This is a genomic window from [Borrelia] turdi (assembly GCF_008828755.2).
Lineage (GTDB): Bacteria > Spirochaetota > Spirochaetia > Borreliales > Borreliaceae > Borreliella > Borreliella turdi.
Window position 1 is genome coordinate 1 of record NZ_QBLM01000006.1, and the last position, 22164, is coordinate 22164.

Consider the following 22164-nt stretch of genomic DNA (forward strand, 5'->3'; position numbering starts at 1 on the left):
CTTTGAAGTTGCAAAAGGAACAAGATTTTTTAGCGGAGAATTTGTTGTTATGATTTTTGGATTACCTGGGGCTGCGCTCGCTATGTATCACACATCAAAACCTGAAAATAAAAACAATGTAGCTTCATTACTACTATCTGCTAGTTTTACATCAATGTTAACAGGAATTACAGAACCTCTTGAATTTGCATTCCTTTTTGCAGCACCAGCGCTTTATTACTTTATATATGTTCCTCTTTTTGGATTGGCATATCTTTTAACACACCTTTTAAACGTGGGAGTTGGACTAACATTTTCTGGAGGATTTATAGATATGTTTCTATTTGGAATACTTCAAGGAAATAGCAAAACAAATTGGATAGCAATTCCTATTTTAGGAATCTTCTACTTTATTGGATTTTACTTTGTATTTAAATTTGCAATTATGAAATTCAATTTCAAAACAATAGGAAGAGAAGATGAAGAAATGGAAAAAGATAAAATAAGTTCAGAAAAAACAAATTTATCAGAAACTGCTACAAAGGTATTAGAAGGTCTTGGAGGAAAAGATAATATTACATACATTGACGCATGTGCATCAAGACTAAGAGTTAATTTAAAACAAATAGAATTCATCAAATCAGATGCCTATTTCAAAAATCTAGGTGCTAGTGGAATGTTAAAAAAAGGAAATAGTGTCCAAATTGTATTTGGAGGATTGTCCGATAACATAAAAATGGAAATCGACAAGCTTATGTAAAAGCTTTAATTTATAATATAAAAACAACTAATCCAATAGAAAAATTTTAAAATTTTTCTATTGGATAGATTCTTATACAAAGAAGGTAATATGTATAAACAGCAATATTTTATTTCTGGCAAAGTACAAGGTGTTGGTTTTAGATTTTTCACAGAGCAAATAGCAAATAATATGAAACTAAAAGGTTTTGTAAAAAATCTAAACGATGGGAGAGTAGAAATTGTAGCTTTCTTTAATACTAACGAACAAATGAAAAAATTTGAAAAATTATTGAAAAATGGAAATAAGTATTCAAATATTGAAAATATTGAAAAAAAAACTTTAGACGAAACCTATCCTTTTCAATTTAATAATTTTAAGATTTATTATTAGAATTTGCTTCTCGCTTGACAAGTACCTTAACTTTTTTAGTCCTTAGTCTAATATTGTCAACAACATTAGAATTACTATTCTTAGAGCAAGACACAACAGCTCTAAAAAAATGTTCAACTTTAAATTTCAAAAATTCTAAAGACTTCCTATCTCTACAGAAGATATTCAAATTTCCATCAGAAAATTTAATATCAAGACCACAATTACAACCTGTTTTTAAAAATCTACATGAAATAAAACTACCATTTGAACCATTTCTATTAAAAAGAATAAAATATTTTTTGCCTCTTTTAGAATCTTTAAAATAAATTTTAAGCCAATCTCCTTCTGGCTTAACTGAAACTAACTTATCATAAAGATAAGAGATATAAATCGTTCTATTATTATTAGATTTTAAAATTTTTTTAAAGAAATAACGAAGCCCTATTTTCATATTAATTATATAATATATTATTAATAAAATATTTCCTAATATTTTCTATATATATTAACAATCTTTGAAATTAAAAAAGCAAAAACTATAGTTTATAATTAAAAATTATTGATAAGTATTCTGTAAGTTTTATGTAGTTATAATTGTATCCGTATGTAGCTTTAAAAGCTTTGCGAATTTTAACATTCAAACCCCTAACCATTGCTAAAGTTTCTAAATTATCCTTCAACATTAAATTTTTAATTACAATCAACGTTTTAATATAATTATCATCAAGTATATGATGTTCTTTTATTAAACTTTCTAAACGATCCATTGTAAGAGTAGAATAGGTAGCCTTACGTCTAACATATGTATAAATTCTTTGATTAAGTAATTTTAATAAATTGTTGTCTGCCTCATCATCTAAATTATCCAAAACATACCGATTATAATGAAAGGCTGTTGTTATGTCGTTTGGTTCATGACCTAAAACTTTCGTTATCCAATAATTCATTTCCATGTTCTTAGGAGCAAATGCAAGATAAGAAAATTTACAATAAATAGCTCTGCAAAAATAGACAGATTCTTCAGGAGCAAAAATATTATTAAAAATTTGACGAAACAATCTATTATAACTGTATGTAAGATTTGAAGAGATTAACTCTTTAGTAAGATTCTCGGTTTGCTCCATATAGCGTATTTCTTTTATAGAATTAATAATTAATTCAGGATCCGCAAAAACTGGGAAAATAACCTCATTAATCATATTATTTTCCCGCTTTTTTGCAATAAACTCCATACGAATATGATTTTTATCTGCGATATAAAATTGAGAAAGCTTCATTACTTCAACAGGACGACGACCTATTGCCATTAAAACTCCATAAAATTTTAATCTAATATCTCGGTTTTGATTTAATAAAAGCTTAATTATTTCAATATAGGTATTTAAATTAATTTTAACAAATATCTGTTCTTTTCTATAACTATTAATTTTTTCAATTTTATATTTATGAGCATAATCATTTAACCATTTCGGAGTCACAAATAAATCTATAAAATATTGGAAATAGGGCTTCTCATTATCAATTTGATTTAAATATATTAACTCTTTTATTTTTTCCTGGTCTTTAATTCCTATATTTCTTAATTCCTTTATTTTTTTGGATTTCCAAAAAAATAAAAAAGTATTATTTTTTTTAATCTTTTCAATTACCGAAAGATTAATATATTCTTTAATTATTTTACGAGTTTTCGAAAGATTTAATATTATTGAACGATTTGTAAATTTATCTTTTCTAAAAAGAATTGCTTTGTGATTCTCTGCAAGAATTTTTATTTTTTCTTTCAATTTTAAATACGAAAGCTCATTATTGAGATATTTCTTATATAGAATTTCTAATTCTTTTCTAAATATTTCAAGATCATTTTTTATCTTCACTTTTGGAGGCATATTAATTTAATTATACCAAGTTTAAAATTTTTAGCTAAGTAGAAAAGTTTTTGATTTTCTAAAAAACTCCTATTTATTGAGTTAATCAATACAATATTGCACCAGAATACATAAAAATCACCAAAAAGATGCTCTATTCATGCTAGTCAATCTTTTTATTGATTTAAAACATAAATCAATAAAATTTAAATTTTAAATAAATTCTTTTATTACCTAAAAAAGAGCTATTTTATAAATAGCTCTCTGATATTTTTATCACAATTTTTATAATAGCAATTCAAAAAAATTTACTCTTCTTTTTCTTGTAAAAGAAGAACCTTATCATATGCTTTTATAAAGGGTAAATACATAAATACCGAAATAATCAATGTTAATAAAACAAGAACAAAAGCTTTAATATCAAGCCCTGTAGATAAAAAAGCCGCAATAGGAGCGGGAGTTGTCCATGGAGTCAGGGTTCTGACTCTTTCAATAATTCCAAAATTAGTAAGAGTATATGCGACAATTATATTAAACATAGGAATAAGTAAAAAGGGAATCCCTAGTATAGGGTTTAAAACTATTGGTGCTCCAAACATAATGGGCTCATTGATATTAAAAAGACCAGGAGCAAATGAAAGCTTCCCTATGGCCTTTAGATGTTGAGATTTACTAAGCATCATAGCAATAGCAAGCCCTAAAGTTGCACCAGCACCACCAATATATACAAACGAATCAAGAAAACCCCCCGCTAAAATATGAGGAAGTGGAAGATTGTCAGAAAGAGCCCTAATATTAGAATCAAGATTTGAAAGAATTATGGGATTAAGCAAGGCAACAATAACATTGGTACCATGAAGACCGCAAAACCATAATATATGAACAATAAAACAAATCATTAAAGTCCCAACTAAAGTATCGCTAATTTGTAAAATAGGTCTAAACATGCTCATAATTATTTCGGGGAAAAGGCTTCCTGATAAACTTTGAATAGCAATATTAACACTTTGCGCTACAATTGAAAGTACAATAACGGGAACTAAAGCTTCAAAAGATTTTAAAACAGCAGGCGGAACAGACTCTGGAAGTTTAATTGCCATATTTCTTTGAACTAAAAATTTATAAACTTCAACAGAAAAAATAGCAGAAATAATAGCTGTAAATACTCCTTGGGCACCAAAATATCTTGCATCAATTACAGGAAACCATGCATTAGGCTGAACTCCCCATTTAGCAGCATCCCCTCCATAAGGTATCCAATCTGATTGCCCAGCTAAAATTAAAAATGTATAAAGAGATAAAAATCCTCCTGTAATCCCACTCAGTTTATAATGATTAGATAAGCTATAACCAATACCAAAAACAACAAATATGGACATAATTCCCATACTTACATAAAATGGCTGAACAAGATTTCCTTTATATTTAGCCATTAAATCAACATACCACTGTTGATTTAAGAATGTTCCAGAATCTGTAAAGGGTAAATTAACTAAAAGCAAAATAAAAGAACCAACTATCAAAAAGGGCATAGAAAAAGTAAAACCATCTCTTAAAGCAATTAAATATCTATTTGAACCAATTTTACTAGCAATAGGAACTAAATTAGTTTCGATAAAATTTTGAAAATTCATGAAAACCATCCTCCAATAAAAACTAATTAAAATTATAATTAACAACTAATAATATTAATCACTAACATAATTTAATTAATACCATTATAACAAAATCCTTATAAGATTTATTTAAAATAAAATTATTTATTTTAAATAAATCTTATAATATAATATATTATAAGATTTATTAAACATTATTAATTATCGATTAATAAATAAAGGGAGAATATTTTACATATGAATAAAAAAATATACAGCATAGAAGAATTAATAGATAAAATAAGTATGCCTGTTGTAGCCTACTCTGGTGAAGCTAAAAGCTTTCTAAGAGAAGCTTTAGAATACGCTAAAAAGAAAGACTATGAAAAAGCAGAGCTTGCTATAAAAGAGAGTAAAAACTCTATTGCAAAGGCTCATGAAACACATAGAAAAATAATACAACAATCAGCCACTAATCCAGACTCTGTTAAAACACCTTTTATTTTAATTCATGCTGAAGATCATTTAATGTCTGCAATTTCAGAATTAAGCATTTTTGAGGAATTAATTAATGTTTATAAAATAATAAACGAAATAAAAAAATAGGAGAAAATATGAACATACTACTTGTATGTGGAGCTGGAATGTCCACAAGTATGCTGGTACAAAGAATTGAAAAATATGCCAAAGCAAACAATATAAATGCAAAAATTGAAGCTATTGCTGAGACAAGACTTGGCGAAGTTGTTGACGGCTTTGATGTTGTTTTACTTGCACCACAGTCAAGATTTAATAAAACCAGACTTGAAGAAATCACAAAGCCTAAAGGAATTCCAATCGAAATAATTAACACAATCGATTATGGAACAATGAATGGAGAAAAAGTATTACAACTTGCAATTAATGCAATTAAAAACAAAAGCTCTTTTTAAAGAAGGTTAAAATGAAAGAAATTGGAATATCTATATATCCTAATGTAAGCTCTAAAAATAAAATTATTGAATATCTTGAGAAAAGCGCTCATTTTGGATTTACTCAAGTATTTACCTCTTTGCTCTATATTAACGGAAACGAATTTGACATGTTCAAAGAATTACTCAGTATTGCAAATAAGAATGGAATGAAACCTATTATTGATGTAAGTCCTAAAATTTTTAAAGAATTGGAAATTGATCTTTCAAATCTTAGGAATTGTCCAAAACTAGATTTTTTTAAAAAACTTGGTGCTTGGGCAATTAGATTAGACAATACATTTACAGGCATTGAAGAATCATTAATGACTTTTAACGATTCTGAGCTTAAGATTCAACTTAATATAAGTAATATAAATAAACATATTGATACAATAATGTATTTTAAGCCCAATATAAAAAATTTACTTGGATGTCATAATTTTTATCCCCATAAATATACAGGACTTTCAAGAACTTTCTTTAAAGAGACAACAAAAATATTTAAACATTATTCAATCCCAACAGCTGCATTTATTAGTTCTAATAGTGCAAAAGAATGTGCAAGGGGAAAAGAAACAGAAGGTGTTCCCACACTAGAATCACACAGATCTAAAGATATAGAAATCCAAGCAAAAGATCTTTTCAAAGAAGGAATAGATACTGTTCTAATTTCTAATTGTTTTCCAAGTGAAACAGAACTAGAAAAAGTATCAAAGGTAAACAGAAATGTTTTAGAACTCAAAGCAGATCTAAATCCAAAAGCAACTTCAGTAGAAAAAGAAATAATCCTTGAAAATTTACATTTTAATAGAGGAGATATTAATTCTTATAGAATTCGATCAACTATGCCAAGAGTATACTACAATAATAAAAAATTTCCTGTACATTCTCCAAACGAAATCAAAAAAGGAGACATCTTAATAGACTCTTCAGAATATTTAGGCTATGCGGGTGAACTTCAAATATCACTAAAAGATACCGAAAATAATGGCCTTATAAACGTAGTTGGGAAAATAGTCAATGACGAAATATATCTGCTTGAAAAAATAGAACCTTGGGAAAAATTCAAAATAATAGAAAATAAATAAATATTTTAATAAAAATGTTTATTGTAAAAATTTTTCAATTGCTTTAAGGACATAATAATAGACAGAAATGTAAGACTCTTTTAAATAAAAATTTTTAGAACTATCAAGAAAATATATAAATTCATTTGTAGCAGAATTAAGATCATCAATATAATTTTTAAGTTCAAATTCTCTATTAATAGCTTTTATATCATTGAAATTAAAAACAATAGTGACAACATTTTGAATATTATTATTGATATTATTTTTTAAAGCAATTTTATTATTAAAGCTACTAATAGCGTTAAATTCAGGTTCATTTGAATTTAAATTAACAATTTCTAATTTAAATTTATGATCAAAAAAAACACCAAAATCATAGGTTAATAAACTTGCTTTTTTAGAACCTAAAACCAATTTCATTACAATATTATTACTAAATCTATCTAAAATAAAAAAATAAGAATAATAACTAATATCTTTAATAGAATTAAAGTAATCCTTAGTATGAATACCGGTTTTAAATTTGCCATTTCCTAACGATTTATATAAACTGATCTCAATTTTTATTGCTTCATCTAAAGATCTAATAAAAATTGAAGAAGCACTAATATTACATGAAAATAAAAAAAGGGAAAAAGGCAAAAAGAAAATTATTTTTTTTTTCATCTAAGATTTCTCAAGAAATATACTAATAATTAATGAAAAGCTTACATAAAAAGTATAACAAATTCTTCAATAATTAAAATCAAAAATAATATAATTATTGTACTAGAATTACATTTATATAAAATCACTTAAGGAATAAAAAAATGAAGTACCTTAAAAACATTTCCTTACTTTTATTAATTTTAGGTTGCAAATCCATTCCAAATGGGAATTTTAACCTACATGATACAAGTCATAAATTAGGAAAACTAAAATTTCAAGAAGACTCAATAATAAGTAGAAATTATGACAATAAAATATCTATTCTGGGGGTATACAACCCTTTAACAGAAAAAGAAAATTTTAAAATTAATATTTACATCAAAAAAAAAGGATTGCAAATAAATCCTGAAAGTATTTTGATAAATGAAGAAAAAATTAATTATTTAGAATATAAAGCAGAGCTTAAGGTAAAATCCAGCTTCAATAAAAGCATTATTAGTATTTCACTAGCTAATTCAAGAGATCTATTAACCTATATTTACGATAAAAGTATAGGAGAATACATTAATATTGACCTTCAAGACAATTGGAATGTATCTTATAGCACGAAATTTAATAAGGATTATATTCTAAGATATTTAACTGATTTTGATAAAGAAACTAAAATATCTAAAAATATATTACAAAAACGTATTGATAATAGAAAAATTGAAATTGAAAAAACAGAGCTTAAAACCGAATATAATGAAACAGAAGATTATTACATTTATAGTATGAAAATTCCAAAATTATTTGAAAAATCAAACACACCCTCAGATGCTTACGAAACATTTATTATTGCAAATTATTACCCTTGTGAAAATTTAAATATTTTCTTTTTAAATTTAAGCTTATACTCTAATCAATTGCGCTTTCTAAACTCTATTTATGATGAAAATGATAGAAAATTAAAAATTGAACCTCCCGTAAGAACTTTAAAGGATTCAAAAACAATAAAAGAAACATTAAATATAGTATTAAGTCCACAAAAAATAATCGAGCTGTCAAAAAATATTGAAAAAGATATTACTTTAAAATTAAAATCTTATGGAGAAAAAGGTGAATTCACATTTGAAATATATAAACCACTTCTTCTAAAATTCTTAAAAGAAGTGGATCATTGCATAAAAAATTTACAATCAAATAGGTAAGATTCAATAAGTTAAAATTTATGCCTACTTGATTTTAAATTTACAAATAAAACTTTACTTTTTTAAATAAGTATATTATTATTAATTGCAATGCTTAATGCAATAAAAGATCAAACGATAGGGGCTTAAAATGTATCAATTAACAACCAATAAGATTCCTTTTAATAAAGTAGTAGACCGAAGATTAAAAATATTTTGGGTCATTCAAAAACTCAGTGCTAACTACTTCATATCAAAAAAAAAATATTCTCTACGCAATGTTGTAGTAATGACAAATTCTATGTTGGAAAGAAAAGGTTTTAAAAAGGTTACTAAAAGAACAATACAAAATGACATAAAAATCTTTGAAAATTTAGGATTAATTAAAAGTCATTTCAATCCACTTGGAAAAAATAATGGTAGCTTTACTTACTATACAATAAATAAAACCCTTGAAAAATTAGCTAAAAAAATTATTAGTACAGCATATTTTATTAATAAAAAAATTAAACATGAAAAAGCAAAAAACAAAGAACTAAAAAAAAATAAAATAATAGAAGCATCTCAAAAATATAAAATTTCATATCAAGTAACTTCACATCTATTAAGTGATGATATAAGTAAAAATTATAAGAATTCTAGAAACTTCTTTCAAAAACAAAACATAAAAAAAACTATAGATTTCTTGGAAAAAGAAATTAAAAAAAAATTGAAAGCAATCAATTTAGAAGAAATAAAAAAAATTACAGAAAACATTATAAGTTATAAAAATTCATTATGGAACTTAAAAGATTTTATAGAAGAATTACATGAATATGAAGAAATAAAAATCATAAAATTCTTTAAAAAAACCTTAGAAAAAAAGAAAAAAAAAGTATGGTTTATGGCAAAAAAATTTAAAAACACAGATTTTAATAAATTAATAAAAGAATTTAAAAATAAAAACAAAAGAAAAAAAAATTTTGAAGAACGAAGCCAAAATTATTCATCAAACAATATAAAAAATGCTATTGTATTAATGAAAAATCTAATAAAAAAACAAAAATATGATAAAAAAAATTACAAAACAAAATCAAAGAAATATAATGAAAAATAAAGAAATAAAAAAGAATTTTTTTAACAAAATTGAAAAATTAGAAAACAAAATTATTTATCATACTAAAATCTTTAGTATGATAAATAATTTTGAAGCAAAACCCAAAAAAGGGAAATTTTGGTTATGTTTAAGAAATGTCTTTAATAATAAAAAATACGAAAGCTTTCATTTATTTTCAATAAAAGAAAATGATAAATTCTTAGGAATTTATTACGGTTTCATAAATCTTTTAAAACCATTTATTATAAATTATTCAGATAACGGAATAAAAAAGACCATAAGATTAAAAAAAATGTTTTATATGGAATTTAAATTCAAAAAAGGAAGTGTTTTTTGTTATTTAAGAAGTCTATATATACTCACCAAAATCAAAAATAAAAATAAAATTTTTTATAAATCTCTTTTAGAAAGGACTTTAAAAATTGAAGAGGAAATACATAAATTCTACAACAAGAAATATGAAAGTAATAAGGGAATAATACATTGGATAGAAAAAAACCAAAAATAATTACAATTGCTTCAATTAAAGGTGGAGTTGGAAAAAGTACTACATCATTGATGTTCACAAACATACTTTCAAAAAAAAATAACAAAATATTATTGATAGACTTGGATCCACAAGCAAGTAGTACAAGCTTTTATATTAACAGTATAAGAAAAAAAAATCTTAGTATAAAGGATATCAATATATACAAAGTTCTTAAAAAAGAAATAGACATAGAAAATTCAATAATACAAATAAATAACAATACTGACTTTATAGCAAGTCATATAAACTTAAGCAAGTTTAATGAAGAAAGTATTTCATTAAAGGAAAATTTACTTAAAATTTTTTTAAGCTTTATTCAAAATAGATATGACTTTATCATAATGGATACGGCACCTACATTGGGAAGTTTGCTCAATAATAGCCTTATAGTCACAGACTATTTAATTATACCTTTACCAACAGATCAATGGGCAATTGAAAGTTTAGATCTAATAATAAGTAGACTTCACGATCTTTTTATAAAAGATTTGCCAATATTTTATTTAATAACTAAATTTATTGAAAGACAAAATATTGACAAAGAACTTAAAAAATTCATTGAATTTGAATATGAAGGAAAGTTTTTAGGAAGTGTTCCTAAAAGAGATAGCTTACGTAAAGCTATTTTTTATAGAGAAGAATTTAATACTAATGAAGATTACTATAAAGCATATGAAAGCATACTTGAAACTTTTTTAAGCATACTTTCAAATTAGTTCCATACGGAACTGTTAGTTCCGTATGGAACTAATTTGAAAGTATGCAATGGAGCAAAAATAAAATATGAAATTAAACAAAAAAATAGAAATTGTCAAAAGGATTGAACTCAACGGAAATGAAATTAAAAATAATAGAGAATCTAGATATTTAAAATTAAAAGAAAAACTGAAAATTTTGATAAAAGAGGAATCTTATAACAAAATTGAAACAGCACGAATTTTAAAAGAAATTAATGATAACAAATATTATGTCATAGACAAATATAAAAGCTTTAATCATTTTATAAAAGATTATAATATGGCAAAAACTACTGTCTATAGATATATAAAATTAGCGATAGGAATTGACAGTGGCAAAATTAATTATGAATTAATTTTAAAAAAAGGAATACATTATGCTATACAAATTTTAGAAAATAATGAGATTATTGTCAATCCTAAAGGTACCTTAAGAAGGTTCCTTAAGATAAAAATTGAAGATGAAAAAAGTTTTGATTTTTATCAATCAAATACAAACTTTTTAAGTTTTTTGCTAAAAGAATTATATTATGACAATCAAAAATTACTAACAAATATTAAAAATAAATATGATAAAATAAAAAATAAAAAATAACATTTTGAATTTATTAATTGGTGCTACACATAAAAAATGTTTCAAAAATACTTTACAAAAAAATAAAATACTATATAATAATCTATATAGATTGAGATGCAATGTCTCGCTCTTGTTGTTTGATTAGAATAATAAGTTGGCTACCTTATGGTAGCCTTTGTCATTTTAAAATTATTAGAATAGGATCTATGTATCTTTTATGTCAATTTTATTTTATAGTAAAATGTTTATTTTAAACGGGAAATAAAAAATAAACAAAGATTATAAAAATTAATTTTTATAATCTTTGTTTTCAATTGATTCAACCATTACTAAGAAATCTAAAATTTTATATTTTTTTAAACTTAGATCTTCTAATCCAATTTTAATTTTAATTTCATCGTTCTTATAAGAGGCATCTTCTTCTTTTATCATCTTTTCTAATAAAAATTTGGACAAAACAAATGAAGAATAATTAATCCAATTGCCAAAAAAATGGTTATTATCTCTTTTATGGCTTATCTTTCCTTCAATTCTAGTTCCATCTGACAATAATAAAGGAGTGTGTTCTGTTATACTATGGTTTCTAAACCTTGTATATAAAACTATTTTAGTTATTCCTGTCTTATAATTAAAAATTCCTTTAAGTTCTGCATTTTTGTTTAAATTTTGGTATATTTTAAATGTTTTTGCAAATTGATCATGTTCAACATTTAAGGAAGTGCAAGATATTAATAAAAAAAATACTAACAATTTTAAAAATTTTAATTGATCTTGGAATAATTCCATATTCCTCTCCTTTGGTAAAAAAATTATAAATTAATGAACATAATAATATATTTTTTGTCATATCATTGTAAACAATTTTTAATAAATTAATTTTCATTTTTATGAATATCTTTTTTGTTTATAAATTTTTCAAATTTTTCTTTATTTTTCAACTATTTATTGTACAGTTAATTATGTGTAACATGATTCATTTTTTAAAATATTGGTATCAAAATAATTTGATTATCTGTTAATTAAACAAAGTTCTCTAAAAGATTAAAAATTAATTTGTATTAGTTTAGATAAATTTAACCTAATAATAGTTATTATTGTATTAGATAATTTAATTAAGAATAAAGCTTTGATAAAGGTAGTATAAAGTTCAATTGTTAACAAATAATTTAAATTATTTGTTAACAATCTTAGAGATCTTATTTTAAGATTTTTTATTTAAAACTTTTATTTAGTATTTCAATAAATAAAAGGAAAAACTTTAGCTTTTAAAGCACCTTTAAAGGTGCTTTAAAAGCTAAAAATTCTTTATAAAGAATTTTTATTGTCACAAAGGAAGTGTTAAATATGAAATTTAATTTACAAGTTACAATTTAATTCAAATTTTTTAAAATTCAATATTATTTTTTTAAAATAAAAAAATAATATTGAATTAGATATATAAATAAATAGTAAAAATTTCAAAATTATTATATATACAATCATTAGCAAGAAAACAATTAAAGATTAGTTTTTATGGATTATTGTATCCCTTTTTTTAAAAGGAGATATCAATGTAAAATACGAATTTTGGTTTAGAAAAATTTAACATTAAAATAATTGGATATATCTTGATAAAAAGCGAACTGCTATTTCTAAATCAAAGATTACAGAAATAGCTTCTTGTTTTATCCAATGATAGCTTTTTGGGTTCTAAAAGAAAAGGCATCCGCTAGAACATGGTCCACAAGTTTTACTTTAGGCAGTTCCTGCTTTAGTTTTTATTTTTTTAAAATAAAAAGCCTTAAAATTTAAAACTGCATTTACATATCTATCATGCAAAGTGTTAAAACTGCTACAAGTCCATCTAGTATCACTTAATTTTAGAGTTGTATTTTTAATGTGACAACCACAACTACATAGTCTGCTTAGTGGAAAGTGTCTATCTACTCTATGCAAATAAAATTTAGACCATTCTGATTTATATGGTAATTATCTTACAAGCTTATACAATCCTAAATCATTAATACTTTTTCCAAATATTCCTTTTTGCATGCCTTTAAGTGATGAGTTCTCTATTATCATGTTTTTATAATTAGCTATAAAGTAATAAGACAATTTATGTAAAAAGTCTTTTCTTTTATTTGAGATTTTCTTATGTAGCTTAGCAACTCTTAATCTAGATTTAAACCTATTAATAAAACCTTTTTGCTTTTTCGATAGTTTTCTTTGATATTTCTTAAGTTTATTTTCATTTTTTAGTATCGAAGCGATCAACTGTTACTGAGATATAATATTTATCATCGGTATTTTTTTCTACTACTACATTTTTAATAAGGCAATTATCTTTAATGCGCCTATGTAGACATAATTTTACAAATTCTATTTTAAATAGCTTTGTATAATCATTTTCTATTCTTATTGAGTTTTTTTGATTATTAGTTCTAAAAGCTTGTCTATTTTTCTTACTTTTATATTTGGTAAATCCTTGTATTCTATTTCCCTTTTTAATTTTTCTAAAAAATTATTATACACAGAGCTTAAGTAAAATTGGGCATTACAAAGAGCCAAACTATCAACTTCCTTTAAAAAGGGAAATTCTTCTTTATGTTTACTTGGATAGGTAATAAGACTTTATTTATTTATCATAATAATCTTTTTTATAGCTTAACATTTAACATTTTGTTATATAAAAATCTTACACATCCAAATACTTTTAAAAAATATTTTTTTTGATTGGTGTTAGGATATATTCTATACTTACAAGCTTTATTAGTACCCATATATTCTATTATTTTATATTTATTGTATATGTCACATAAGCCAACTTTTAATAATCACTGTGCATATTCTATTAATTATTATCTAGCATTAATTACTAAATATAGACATAAATACATAAATACTAAGCTTTTATTTTCTCTTTACCAGATAATAATTAACTTATGTTCTGTGGGGAATAACCCTGAATGAATTCAAGCATGATAAAGATTATATTCATTTATTACTAGAATTTACCCCCAATATTCAACCCTCTAAATTCATCAATAATCTAAAAACAGTATTTTCAAGGCTCATAAAAAAAATATTCTACCTATTTACATAAAATATTACTGGAACCCTTATTTTTGGTCTAGAAGTTATTGCCTTCTCTCTACTGGAGAAGCCTTTATTGATATCATCAAAAAGTATATTAAAAATCAAAAAAAATCTATTTATTAGCAAATTCATCTCTGCCTAACTTTCATAGAAATTATAGTTGGAGAATTCTTTGTTATTTTTAGTTAAAAATTTAAAGATAATAGGTATTCTCTTTAATTAAGAATTAATATAAATGTTTTATTTTGAGAGTAGTTTGAACTTTTTTAATAATTTCAGCGTGAAACTATATTTCATATATAATAAAAATATAAGCAAAATTTTAATTTATAAAAACTTGTAAGGATGATTGATATGAAAATGTTGATAAAAAAGTTAAAAGCTGTGTTATTTTCCAATGCAATTTTATTTATTTCTTGTGTTAGTGAAAATGATGGGCACAAATTAGTGTTTAAGCTAAATATTGGAAGTGAACCTGCCACTTTAGATGCTCAATTGATAAACGATTCGGTTGGATCAAAGATTGTAAGCCAAATGTTTCTTGGGATTTTAGTTGGAGATCCTAAAACTGGAGGATACAGGCCAGGACTTGCTAAAAGCTGGGATATTTCTAATGAAGGAATGGTTTATACGTTTTATTTAAGGGATAATCTTGTTTGGAGCGATGGTGTTGCCATTACTGCTGAAGGTATAAGAAAATCTTATCTTAGAATTTTAGACAAAGAAACCGATTCATCTACTGTTAATATTATTAAGTCTGCTATAAAAAATGCAGAAGAGTATTTTGACGGGAAGGTTAGTGAGTCTGATCTTGGAATTAAAGCTCTTGATGATAAAACTTTAGAAATAACGCTAAAATCCCCAAAGCCATATTTTCTTGATATGTTAGCACATCAAACATTTATTCCTGTACCAGTGCACGTTATTGAAAAATATGGAGAAAGATGGACTGATCCTGAAAATATGGTTGTTAGCGGTCCTTTTAAATTAAAATCTAGAGTTATAAATGAAAAGGTTGTTCTTGAAAAGAACAATAAATATTACAAATCTAAAGATGTTGTTCTTGACAATATTATATTTTTTGTCACAGATAATAGCATTACGGCTTATAATATGTATTTAAATGATGAGCTAGATGCAATTTTTAACAATGTTCCACCAGATTTACTTAAAGATCTTAAGCTTAGAGATGATTATTATTCAATAGGTACTAATTCAACCTATTTTTATTCTTTGAATACCAAAGTAAAACCTCTTGACAATGTTAAAGTTAGAAAGGCTCTATCTCTTGCTATTGATAGAAAAACTTTAACAGGAAGCGTTCTTAATGATAGTTCTATTCCTACAAGAAGAGCAACTCCAGATTATATTGATTATTCTTACAAAAGCAATTTAAGCTTATTTGATGCTAAAATGGCAAAAAAGCTTTTGGTAGATGCAGGATATCCTAATGGTAAAAATTTTCCTTTATTGAAGGTAAAGTATAATGTAAATGATAGTCAGAGAAAAATTGCTGAATTTATTCAAAATCAGTGGAAGAAAAATTTAAATATTAATGTCCAGCTTGAGAATGAAGAATGGTCAACATATATAAATAGTAGGGTAAATGGTAATTATGAAATAATAAGAGCAGGATGGTCAGGAGATTATGCTGATCCTATGACATTTTTAAGTATCTTTAAAACCGAAAACACAGCTTTTTCATCTTATGGATATTCAAATTCTGAATATGATAAACTTTTAATAAAATCAGATCATGAAAGAAATATTTTTGAAAGACAAAAAATTCTAAAGAAAGCAGAGACAATAATAATTGAAAGAGATTTTCCAGCCATATTTATTAATATAACTTCTTCTAGTTATCTTTTTAGAAATGATAAGTGGAAAGGTTGGGAACCAAATATTTCAGAAAGATTTGATTTATCTGAAATAAAGCCAATTAAATAATTTATATCGTATTTTATTTTTTTTGAAAATAAATCTTTAATTTTAACTATTTTATAGTTAGAGTTTTTTAGGTGGCTATAAACAAAAATAAGAAATGAATCTTTAAAAGAAGAGTTCATTTCTTATTAATTTAATTATTTTAGAATTATTATTTTTCAATAGAATAAATGCTGAGTGCATTAATGCTAGAAAAAGTATTGCAAAAATAGATGTCATTATTATGTTTTTCATTATTCCTCTCCTACCAAAATTGTTGTTTCTTCAAAAAATAATGCAATCTTTTAATATTTTAAAGAGGATAGTTATTTTATTTGATAAATATTTTTGTATCTTTATGGGATTTTAAAGACATCGTGAGGATGGGATTCTTTTAATGAAGAATGGCTTATTTTTACAAACTTAGAATTGATTTTTAAATCAGATATTGTGATTGCTCCTAAATAACCCATTCCAGACATTAATCCACCTTTTAGTTGGGTCAAAATATCTTTTAATTTTCCAGAATACGGTACCATGCCCTCAATTCCTTCGGGGACCAATTTTTTAGGTTCATTGTTCTCGAGTTGAAAATATCTTGATTTAGAGCCTCTTTCCATAGCAGAAATAGACCCCATTCCGACGTAAGCTTTAAATTTTTTTCCATTGTAAATTATTTCTTCTGAAGGAGATTCTTTTACCCCTGCAAAGAGATTGCCTATCATTACGCTATCAGCCCCTGCTGCGATGGCTTTAACCACATCTCCTGAAAACCTGATTCCACCATCTGCTATAATGCAAATATTTGTGTTTTTGCAAGCTTCATAAACATCGCAGATTGCTGTTATTTGGGGAACACCAACCCCTGCAACTATTCTTGTTGTGCATATACTACCTGGACCTATTCCTACTTTCAAACAGTCTGCTCCTGCATTTATTAAATCTAATGCAGCTTCTTTAGTTACTATGTTGCCAGCAATAAGGTCTAAGCTCGGGTATTTTTTTTTAATTGTTTTGACAAGTTCTATTATTCTTGTAGAATGCCCATGAGCAGAGTCTATGACAAGTAGATCCACATGTGCTTTTACAAGCTCTTCAACTCGTTCTATTGTATCAATATCAATGGAAACAGCAGCGCCTACTCTTAGCCCACTATTTAAATCTTTGCAAGCATTAGGGAAATCTTCTTTATGTTTTGCATTTTTATATATCTTGAGTTCTTCTAGATTTTGTTTTGCTACAAGTATTTTAGTTGTTTGTTCATTCGTATTCTTATTAGTGTTAATGGCTTTTTGGATTTTGTATGTTTTTACCTTTTCTATTTCTTTTTTTTGAGCTTCTATTGACATATTTTTATGTATAATTCCTATTCCTCCTTCTTTGGCAATAGCTATTGCCATTTGGCTTTCTGTAACAGTGTCCATGGCCGAACTTAAAAAAGGAATATTTAAGGATATGTTTTTTGTCAATTGTGTTTTTAAGCTAACCTCGCTAGGTAGTACAGAGGATTTTCTTGGAATTAAAGATACATCATCAAAGGTTAAAGCTTCTTTTATTATCTTGTTTGCCATAAAAGGTTCCTTTTTATTTTGTTATTATTCCCATTCTATGGTTGCTGGAGGTTTAGAAGATATATCATAACAAACTCTATTTATACCCCTAACTTCATTAATTATTCTTGAAGAAACTTTTTTTAAAAAATTATAAGGAAGTTCAGTCCATTCTGCAGTCATGAAGTCTTGAGTATTTACACATCTAATGACAGCTGTATATTCATATGTTCTTTGATCTCCCATTACGCCTACAGATTTGACAGGCAGCAACACAACAAATGCTTGTCTTATTTCATAATATAAATCATTCGCAAAAAGCTCTTCTGTAAGAATATTGTCTGCCTCTTGCAAGATATTTATCTTTTCTTGTGTTACTTCTCCAATTATTCTTATGGCTAGCCCTGGGCCTGGAAATGGGTGTCTGTAAAGAGCTTCTTTTTTAACCCCCAAACTTATTCCGATTTGAATTATTTCATCTTTAAATAATTCATTCAAAGGTTCTAAAAGTTTTAAACGCATCTTATCTGGAAGGCCCCCTACGTTGTGATGAGATTTAATTTTTGAAGAAGCGTTATTTTTTGATTTAGATTCAATTACATCAGAATAAATTGTTCCTTGAGCCAAATATTCTATATTTTGATCTTCTATAGTAATTTTTTCAAAAACATTTACAAATTCTTTTCCTATTATTTTTCTTTTTTCTTCAGGGTCACTTATATTTTTCAAATGATTTAAGAATTTTTCAGAAGCATCAATATATTTTAGATTTAAATCGTATTGATGCTTTAAATCTAGTATTTTTTTATCTTCATTTTTGCGCAACAAGCCAGTGTTTACAAAAACGCAGATTAAATTTTCTTTTATTGCTTTTTTTATAAGTAATGCACAAACTAAAGAATCCGTACCACCAGAAAGCCCCAAAATAACCTTTTTACTGCCTACTTTAAGCTTTATTTTTTCCACAATGGTTTCTATATTGTTTTCTAATAACCAATTAGTTTGTGCTTGGCAAATTTTAAAAACAAAATTTTTAAGTATTTGATCACCAAATTCAGAATGAGTTACTTCTGGGTGGAATTGTAGACCATAAATTTTTTGAGTTTCATTTGATATAGAAGCAATACAACTTTTTGTAAAAGCCAACTGTTTGAAATTGTTGGGGAGTTTTTCAATACTATCTCCATGACTCATAATAATTTGAAATTTGTTTGGGAGTTCTGAAAATAAAAGAGATTTTTCATTTTTTAAAAAGAGCTCAGAGCTTCCATATTCTTGTTTACGGTCTTTGGATACTAGGCCCCCAAATAATTTAACAATTAATTGCATTCCATAACATATGCCTAAAATAGGTATTTTTAAATTAAAAATTTCTGTATCCAAGGTAGGAGCATCTTTTAAGTAAACAGAGGCAGGCCCTCCACTTAATATGATTCCCGCTATGTTCATATTTTTAATTTCTTCTACAGGGGTAAAGCAAGGTATTAGTTTTGTATAAACACCAATCTCTCTAATTCTTCTTGCAATTAGTTGACTATATTGGGATCCAAAATCTAATACAAGTATTGTATGAACATTCATTATAAAAGTCCTTAAATGCTAATAAATAAAGCGTATTTAATTTAATTTTAGCATATTAAGCTTTGTTTCTGTCAATATTATAATCAAATCTTCTTAAATTGAGCGCAATATTTTGAATAATTTTTCAAATTTGCTTATTGAAAAATTATTCAAAATATTACAATTTGAAAAATTATTTTTTTATATAAAAATTGAAAAGAAAAATTGTTGGACTAATAATTCATAAAAAGGAGGCACAAATTAATGAAAAAGAATACATTAAGTGCGATATTAATGACTTTATTTTTATTTATATCTTGTAATAATTCAGGGGGGGATTCTGCATCTACTAATTCTGTTGATGAATCTGTTAAGGGGCCTAACCTTATAGAAGTAAGCAAAAAAATTACAGATTCTAGTACATTTGTACTGGCCGTGAAAGAAGTTGAGACTTTGATTTCATCTATAGATGAACTTGCTAATAAAGCTATTGGTAAAAAAATAGATCAAAATAGTGGTTTAGCTGTTGATGCGAATAAAAACGGATCATTGTTAGCAGGAGCTTATGCAATATCAACTTTAATAACAAAAAAATTAGAGGACTTGATCAAAGATTCAGGAGAATTAAAAGCAGAAGTAGAAAAGGCTAAAAAATGTTCTGAAGTATTTACTCAAAAACTAAAAGACAATCATACAGAACTTGGTAAGTACGATGCTGCTGATGCTGATGCAAAAAAAGCCATTTTAAAAACAGATTCTACTAAGGACAAGGGTGCTACTGAGCTTATAAAGTTATTTGAATCAGTAGAAAGCTTGTCAAAAGCGGCTCAAGAAGCATTAACTAATTCAGTTGTAGAGCTTACAAGTCCTGTTGTGGCAGAAAGTCCAAAAAAGCCTTAATTAAGATTAATATTATAAGATTAACTTGTTTTTAAAAAAGTAACTGGAAAAAATAAAGTCAATATAGAGCCAAGAAAATTTCTTGGCTTTTTATTTTGTAATTTTTTGAAAAAATTTTTTAAAATGAATTTTAAAAAAGGATTAAATGATTTTAACTTTAAGTTCTTTAAAATAAAGCTTATTTCAAAAGCTACTAATAAATTGAAATTAAGTAGTCTAAATATAAAAAATTGGAGGATAGCAGTTTAATTTATAAATTACAAATTTTGATTTTTTGAAGGCTTAAAAAGTTTTGCTAGGGCTTTAAAGATAATAAAGTAGTTTCTTAGGGTTTATCTTGTGAGGATTTTATAAGGTTTGCCAATAAGCAGAATATTTTGACGATATTTTTTTATGATTTATAATTTATTTTATTTCAATTACAAATTTTTAATTTTTTTTATAAATAGCAAATTAATCAATAACCATAAATAAATTTAGTAATAAAAATTACACACAGTATTATCATTATTGGAGAGATTTTATTTTTTTTATTTTCTAGCAAATTAAGTATTATATTTATTAAAACATAGAATATTATTCCAATGCTTATTCCTGAAGAGATATTATATGTCAAGGGAATTAAAAAAAGTATTAAAAAACTAGAAATATTTTCTCTTATATTAGAAAAATTAATTTTTATTATTTCTTTGCACATTGAAAATCCCACATATATTAGTGCTGCAGCAGTTGCACTAGCAGGAACAGCAATAAATAATGGCGAAAGGAATATTGCAATAAAAAACATTACCCCTGTTACTATTGTTGTAAGTCCAGTTTTGCCACCTTCTTCTATTCCTGTGCAACTTTCAATGTATGCTGTTACAGTTGAAACTCCCATTATTGCTCCAACAGTAGTAGCAATGGCATCAATTAAAAATATTTTGCCGACATTAGGAATTTTTCCATTTTTATCCAACATATTACCTTTTGCTGCTACTGCTATTAAAGTACCCAAAGTGTCAAATAAATCGTTAAACAATAATATTAATACAATTGTAATAAAGCTCCAAAAATGTTTACTTAATATGTAGGAAAAATCCAACTGATTAAATATTGGCTTAATAGATTCAAACCTTAAAATTCCGTCTGGGAAACGTATTCCAGCAGCAACTGCGCTTTCTGGATTAAAGATTGCATATATCCAAGCTATAGCAGTAACTGAACAAATTGCCCAAAGTATACTTCCTCTAATATTTAATTGTTCAAAAATTACAATAAAAAATAATCCTAAAAATGTAAATAAAACTTTCAAGTCAATGAATGTTCCGATTCCAACCAATGTGGCATCATTTTTAATGATGATTCCCCCATTGACAAACCCAATAAAAGCAATAAAAAGACCTATTCCAACTGTAATAGAGTATTTTAAATTTACCGGAATGGAATTTGCAATACTTTCTCGAGCCCTTGATAGAGATAATACAATAAAAATCAGTCCTTCAACAAAAACAGCAGCTAATGCAACTTGCCAAGGAATATTCATTCCAATTACTACAGAAAATGCGAAAAATGCATTAAGACCCATACCTGGTGCTAGTGCAATAGGTGTATTAGTATAAAGTCCCATTAATATACTAGAAAATGCTGATGTTAAACAAGTTGCAGTAACTAATGCCCCAATTGGCATACCTGTGCTAGATAATATTGCTGGATTAACAGCTATTATGTATGCCATACTCAAAAAGGTGGTAATGCCCGCAATAATTTCTTTTTTATAATCGATGGTGTTATTTTTAAATTGAAATAATAATGTTTCTTTGGATTGATTCATTAAAATTCCTC

22 protein-coding genes and 2 pseudogenes are annotated in these 22164 nt (G+C 25.6%); 14 read left to right on the forward strand and 10 right to left on the reverse strand.

The annotated features are described in order from the left end of the window. Position 1 precedes the first annotated feature (1 nt). Together DB318_RS05005 and DB318_RS05010 are read left to right on the forward strand one after the other, a co-directional pair. Positions 2–739: pseudogene (locus DB318_RS05005) on the forward strand (PTS transporter subunit EIIC); the annotation flags it as partial. 90 nt (positions 740–829) lie between these two features. Then, positions 830–1111 (forward strand): acylphosphatase, encoded by a 282-nt coding sequence (locus DB318_RS05010; protein WP_151060807.1) that lies wholly within the window; start codon positions 830–832, stop codon positions 1109–1111. On the opposite strand, the gene DB318_RS05015 is transcribed toward DB318_RS05010, so the two are convergent. From DB318_RS05015 to celB, 3 genes are all read right to left on the reverse strand, one after another. Continuing rightward, positions 1095–1544: a hypothetical protein gene (locus tag DB318_RS05015; RefSeq protein ID WP_151073915.1), complete on the reverse strand. Its 450-nt coding sequence runs from the start codon at positions 1542–1544 to the stop codon at positions 1095–1097. The genes DB318_RS05010 and DB318_RS05015 overlap by 17 nt on opposite strands. A gap of 85 nt (positions 1545–1629) precedes the next feature. Beyond that, positions 1630–2979 (reverse strand): telomere resolvase ResT, encoded by a 1350-nt coding sequence (gene resT, locus DB318_RS05020; protein WP_151074412.1) that lies wholly within the window; start codon positions 2977–2979, stop codon positions 1630–1632. Between the two features lie 287 nt (positions 2980–3266). Continuing rightward, a complete protein-coding gene (gene celB / locus DB318_RS05025) occupies positions 3267–4592 on the reverse strand; it encodes a PTS cellobiose transporter subunit IIC (RefSeq protein ID WP_151060810.1) in 1326 nt (441 codons plus the stop codon). 219 nt (positions 4593–4811) lie between these two features. On the opposite strand from celB, the gene DB318_RS05030 reads away from it, so the two are divergent. The 3 genes from DB318_RS05030 to DB318_RS05040 are packed head-to-tail and all read left to right on the forward strand — an operon-like array spanning position 4812 to position 6594. After that, complete coding sequence (locus DB318_RS05030; RefSeq protein ID WP_151060811.1) at positions 4812–5159, forward strand: PTS sugar transporter subunit IIA; 348 nt, start codon at positions 4812–4814, stop codon at positions 5157–5159. 8 nt (positions 5160–5167) lie between these two features. Continuing rightward, positions 5168–5485 carry a PTS sugar transporter subunit IIB gene (locus tag DB318_RS05035; protein ID WP_151060812.1) on the forward strand — a complete coding sequence of 106 codons (318 nt, stop codon included), beginning with the start codon at positions 5168–5170 and terminating at the stop codon, positions 5483–5485. Between the two features lie 11 nt (positions 5486–5496). Next, on the forward strand, positions 5497–6594 hold the full coding sequence (locus DB318_RS05040) for an alpha3-beta1 integrin-binding protein (protein WP_151073913.1): 1098 nt from the start codon (positions 5497–5499) through the stop codon (positions 6592–6594). An 18-nt stretch (positions 6595–6612) separates the two neighbouring features. Here DB318_RS05040 and DB318_RS05045 read toward each other — a convergent pair whose 3' ends face one another. Then, entirely contained in the window at positions 6613–7242 is a 630-nt protein-coding gene (locus tag DB318_RS05045; protein WP_151074413.1) for a hypothetical protein, read from the reverse strand. A 143-nt stretch (positions 7243–7385) separates the two neighbouring features. On the opposite strand from DB318_RS05045, the gene DB318_RS05050 reads away from it, so the two are divergent. From DB318_RS05050 to DB318_RS05070, 5 genes are all read left to right on the forward strand, one after another. Further along, positions 7386–8414: a hypothetical protein gene (locus DB318_RS05050; protein ID WP_151074414.1), complete on the forward strand. Its 1029-nt coding sequence runs from the start codon at positions 7386–7388 to the stop codon at positions 8412–8414. Between the two features lie 130 nt (positions 8415–8544). Further along, complete coding sequence (locus tag DB318_RS05055; protein ID WP_151074415.1) at positions 8545–9489, forward strand: plasmid maintenance protein; 945 nt, start codon at positions 8545–8547, stop codon at positions 9487–9489. Further along, on the forward strand, positions 9479–9997 hold the full coding sequence (locus DB318_RS05060) for a DUF226 domain-containing protein (protein WP_151074416.1): 519 nt from the start codon (positions 9479–9481) through the stop codon (positions 9995–9997). Before DB318_RS05055 ends, DB318_RS05060 begins: the two co-directional genes overlap by 11 nt. Continuing rightward, positions 9973–10734, forward strand: a complete 762-nt coding sequence (locus DB318_RS05065) for a ParA family protein (protein ID WP_151074417.1) — start codon at positions 9973–9975, stop codon at positions 10732–10734. Before DB318_RS05060 ends, DB318_RS05065 begins: the two co-directional genes overlap by 25 nt. A gap of 67 nt (positions 10735–10801) precedes the next feature. After that, the gene (locus DB318_RS05070; protein ID WP_151074418.1) at positions 10802–11350 is read left to right on the forward strand and encodes a chromosome replication/partitioning protein; all 549 of its coding nucleotides are present in this window, start codon (positions 10802–10804) and stop codon (positions 11348–11350) included. 270 nt (positions 11351–11620) lie between these two features. On the opposite strand, the gene DB318_RS05075 is transcribed toward DB318_RS05070, so the two are convergent. After that, positions 11621–12118 carry an oligopeptide permease-like protein gene (locus tag DB318_RS05075; protein WP_151074419.1) on the reverse strand — a complete coding sequence of 166 codons (498 nt, stop codon included), beginning with the start codon at positions 12116–12118 and terminating at the stop codon, positions 11621–11623. A 948-nt stretch (positions 12119–13066) separates the two neighbouring features. Continuing rightward, positions 13067–14091 (reverse strand): annotated as a pseudogene (locus tag DB318_RS06205) (RNA-guided endonuclease TnpB family protein). Between the two features lie 212 nt (positions 14092–14303). On the opposite strand from DB318_RS06205, the gene DB318_RS06140 reads away from it, so the two are divergent. The 3 genes from DB318_RS06140 to DB318_RS05290 all read left to right on the forward strand — a co-directional run bounded on the left by DB318_RS06140 (position 14304) and on the right by DB318_RS05290 (position 16354). Continuing rightward, positions 14304–14414, forward strand: coding sequence for a transposase (locus DB318_RS06140; protein ID WP_272872978.1), 111 nt, complete (start codon positions 14304–14306; stop codon positions 14412–14414). After that, entirely contained in the window at positions 14411–14530 is a 120-nt protein-coding gene (locus DB318_RS06145; protein WP_268827154.1) for a transposase, read from the forward strand. Before DB318_RS06140 ends, DB318_RS06145 begins: the two co-directional genes overlap by 4 nt. A 231-nt stretch (positions 14531–14761) precedes the next feature. Then, positions 14762–16354, forward strand: coding sequence for a peptide ABC transporter substrate-binding protein (locus DB318_RS05290; protein WP_151074420.1), 1593 nt, complete (start codon positions 14762–14764; stop codon positions 16352–16354). 102 nt (positions 16355–16456) lie between these two features. Here the strand turns inward: DB318_RS05290 and DB318_RS06150 are convergent, their stop codons facing one another. The 3 genes from DB318_RS06150 to guaA all read right to left on the reverse strand — a co-directional run bounded on the left by DB318_RS06150 (position 16457) and on the right by guaA (position 19461). Next, a complete protein-coding gene (locus DB318_RS06150; RefSeq protein WP_268827153.1) occupies positions 16457–16585 on the reverse strand; it encodes a hypothetical protein in 129 nt (42 codons plus the stop codon). Positions 16586–16686: 101 nt separating this feature from the next. Further along, on the reverse strand, positions 16687–17901 hold the full coding sequence (guaB, locus tag DB318_RS05350; protein ID WP_151074421.1) for an inosine-5'-monophosphate dehydrogenase: 1215 nt from the start codon (positions 17899–17901) through the stop codon (positions 16687–16689). A gap of 24 nt (positions 17902–17925) precedes the next feature. Further along, positions 17926–19461 (reverse strand): glutamine-hydrolyzing GMP synthase, encoded by a 1536-nt coding sequence (gene guaA / locus DB318_RS05355; protein WP_151074422.1) that lies wholly within the window; start codon positions 19459–19461, stop codon positions 17926–17928. 243 nt (positions 19462–19704) lie between these two features. Here guaA and ospC point away from each other — a divergent pair, with 243 nt between their 5' ends. Then, positions 19705–20340: an outer surface protein OspC gene (ospC, locus tag DB318_RS05375; protein ID WP_151074423.1), complete on the forward strand. Its 636-nt coding sequence runs from the start codon at positions 19705–19707 to the stop codon at positions 20338–20340. A 457-nt stretch (positions 20341–20797) separates the two neighbouring features. On the opposite strand, the gene DB318_RS05385 is transcribed toward ospC, so the two are convergent. Then, complete coding sequence (locus DB318_RS05385; RefSeq protein ID WP_151074424.1) at positions 20798–22153, reverse strand: NCS2 family permease; 1356 nt, start codon at positions 22151–22153, stop codon at positions 20798–20800. Positions 22154–22164: the final 11 nt, after the last annotated feature.

Bases quoted from the DNA above. Each gene is read 5' to 3' on its own strand.
- DB318_RS05290 (WP_151074420.1), top strand. From the start codon at position 14,762: ATGAAAATGTTGATAAAAAAGTTAAAAGCTGTGTTATTTTCCAATGCA.
- DB318_RS05070 (WP_151074418.1), top strand. From the start codon at position 10,802: ATGAAATTAAACAAAAAAATAGAAATTGTCAAAAGGATTGAACTCAAC.
- DB318_RS06150 (WP_268827153.1), bottom strand. From the start codon at position 16,585: ATGAAAAACATAATAATGACATCTATTTTTGCAATACTTTTTCTAGCA.
- DB318_RS05010 (WP_151060807.1), top strand. From the start codon at position 830: ATGTATAAACAGCAATATTTTATTTCTGGCAAAGTACAAGGTGTTGGT.
- DB318_RS05045 (WP_151074413.1), bottom strand. From the start codon at position 7,242: ATGAAAAAAAAAATAATTTTCTTTTTGCCTTTTTCCCTTTTTTTATTT.
- DB318_RS05030 (WP_151060811.1), top strand. From the start codon at position 4,812: ATGAATAAAAAAATATACAGCATAGAAGAATTAATAGATAAAATAAGT.
- guaB (WP_151074421.1), bottom strand. From the start codon at position 17,901: ATGGCAAACAAGATAATAAAAGAAGCTTTAACCTTTGATGATGTATCT.
- guaA (WP_151074422.1), bottom strand. From the start codon at position 19,461: ATGAATGTTCATACAATACTTGTATTAGATTTTGGATCCCAATATAGT.
- resT (WP_151074412.1), bottom strand. From the start codon at position 2,979: ATGCCTCCAAAAGTGAAGATAAAAAATGATCTTGAAATATTTAGAAAA.
- celB (WP_151060810.1), bottom strand. From the start codon at position 4,592: ATGAATTTTCAAAATTTTATCGAAACTAATTTAGTTCCTATTGCTAGT.
- DB318_RS05055 (WP_151074415.1), top strand. From the start codon at position 8,545: ATGTATCAATTAACAACCAATAAGATTCCTTTTAATAAAGTAGTAGAC.
- DB318_RS05385 (WP_151074424.1), bottom strand. From the start codon at position 22,153: ATGAATCAATCCAAAGAAACATTATTATTTCAATTTAAAAATAACACC.
- DB318_RS05060 (WP_151074416.1), top strand. From the start codon at position 9,479: ATGAAAAATAAAGAAATAAAAAAGAATTTTTTTAACAAAATTGAAAAA.
- DB318_RS05040 (WP_151073913.1), top strand. From the start codon at position 5,497: ATGAAAGAAATTGGAATATCTATATATCCTAATGTAAGCTCTAAAAAT.
- DB318_RS05015 (WP_151073915.1), bottom strand. From the start codon at position 1,544: ATGAAAATAGGGCTTCGTTATTTCTTTAAAAAAATTTTAAAATCTAAT.
- DB318_RS05050 (WP_151074414.1), top strand. From the start codon at position 7,386: ATGAAGTACCTTAAAAACATTTCCTTACTTTTATTAATTTTAGGTTGC.
- DB318_RS05035 (WP_151060812.1), top strand. From the start codon at position 5,168: ATGAACATACTACTTGTATGTGGAGCTGGAATGTCCACAAGTATGCTG.
- DB318_RS05075 (WP_151074419.1), bottom strand. From the start codon at position 12,118: ATGGAATTATTCCAAGATCAATTAAAATTTTTAAAATTGTTAGTATTT.
- ospC (WP_151074423.1), top strand. From the start codon at position 19,705: ATGAAAAAGAATACATTAAGTGCGATATTAATGACTTTATTTTTATTT.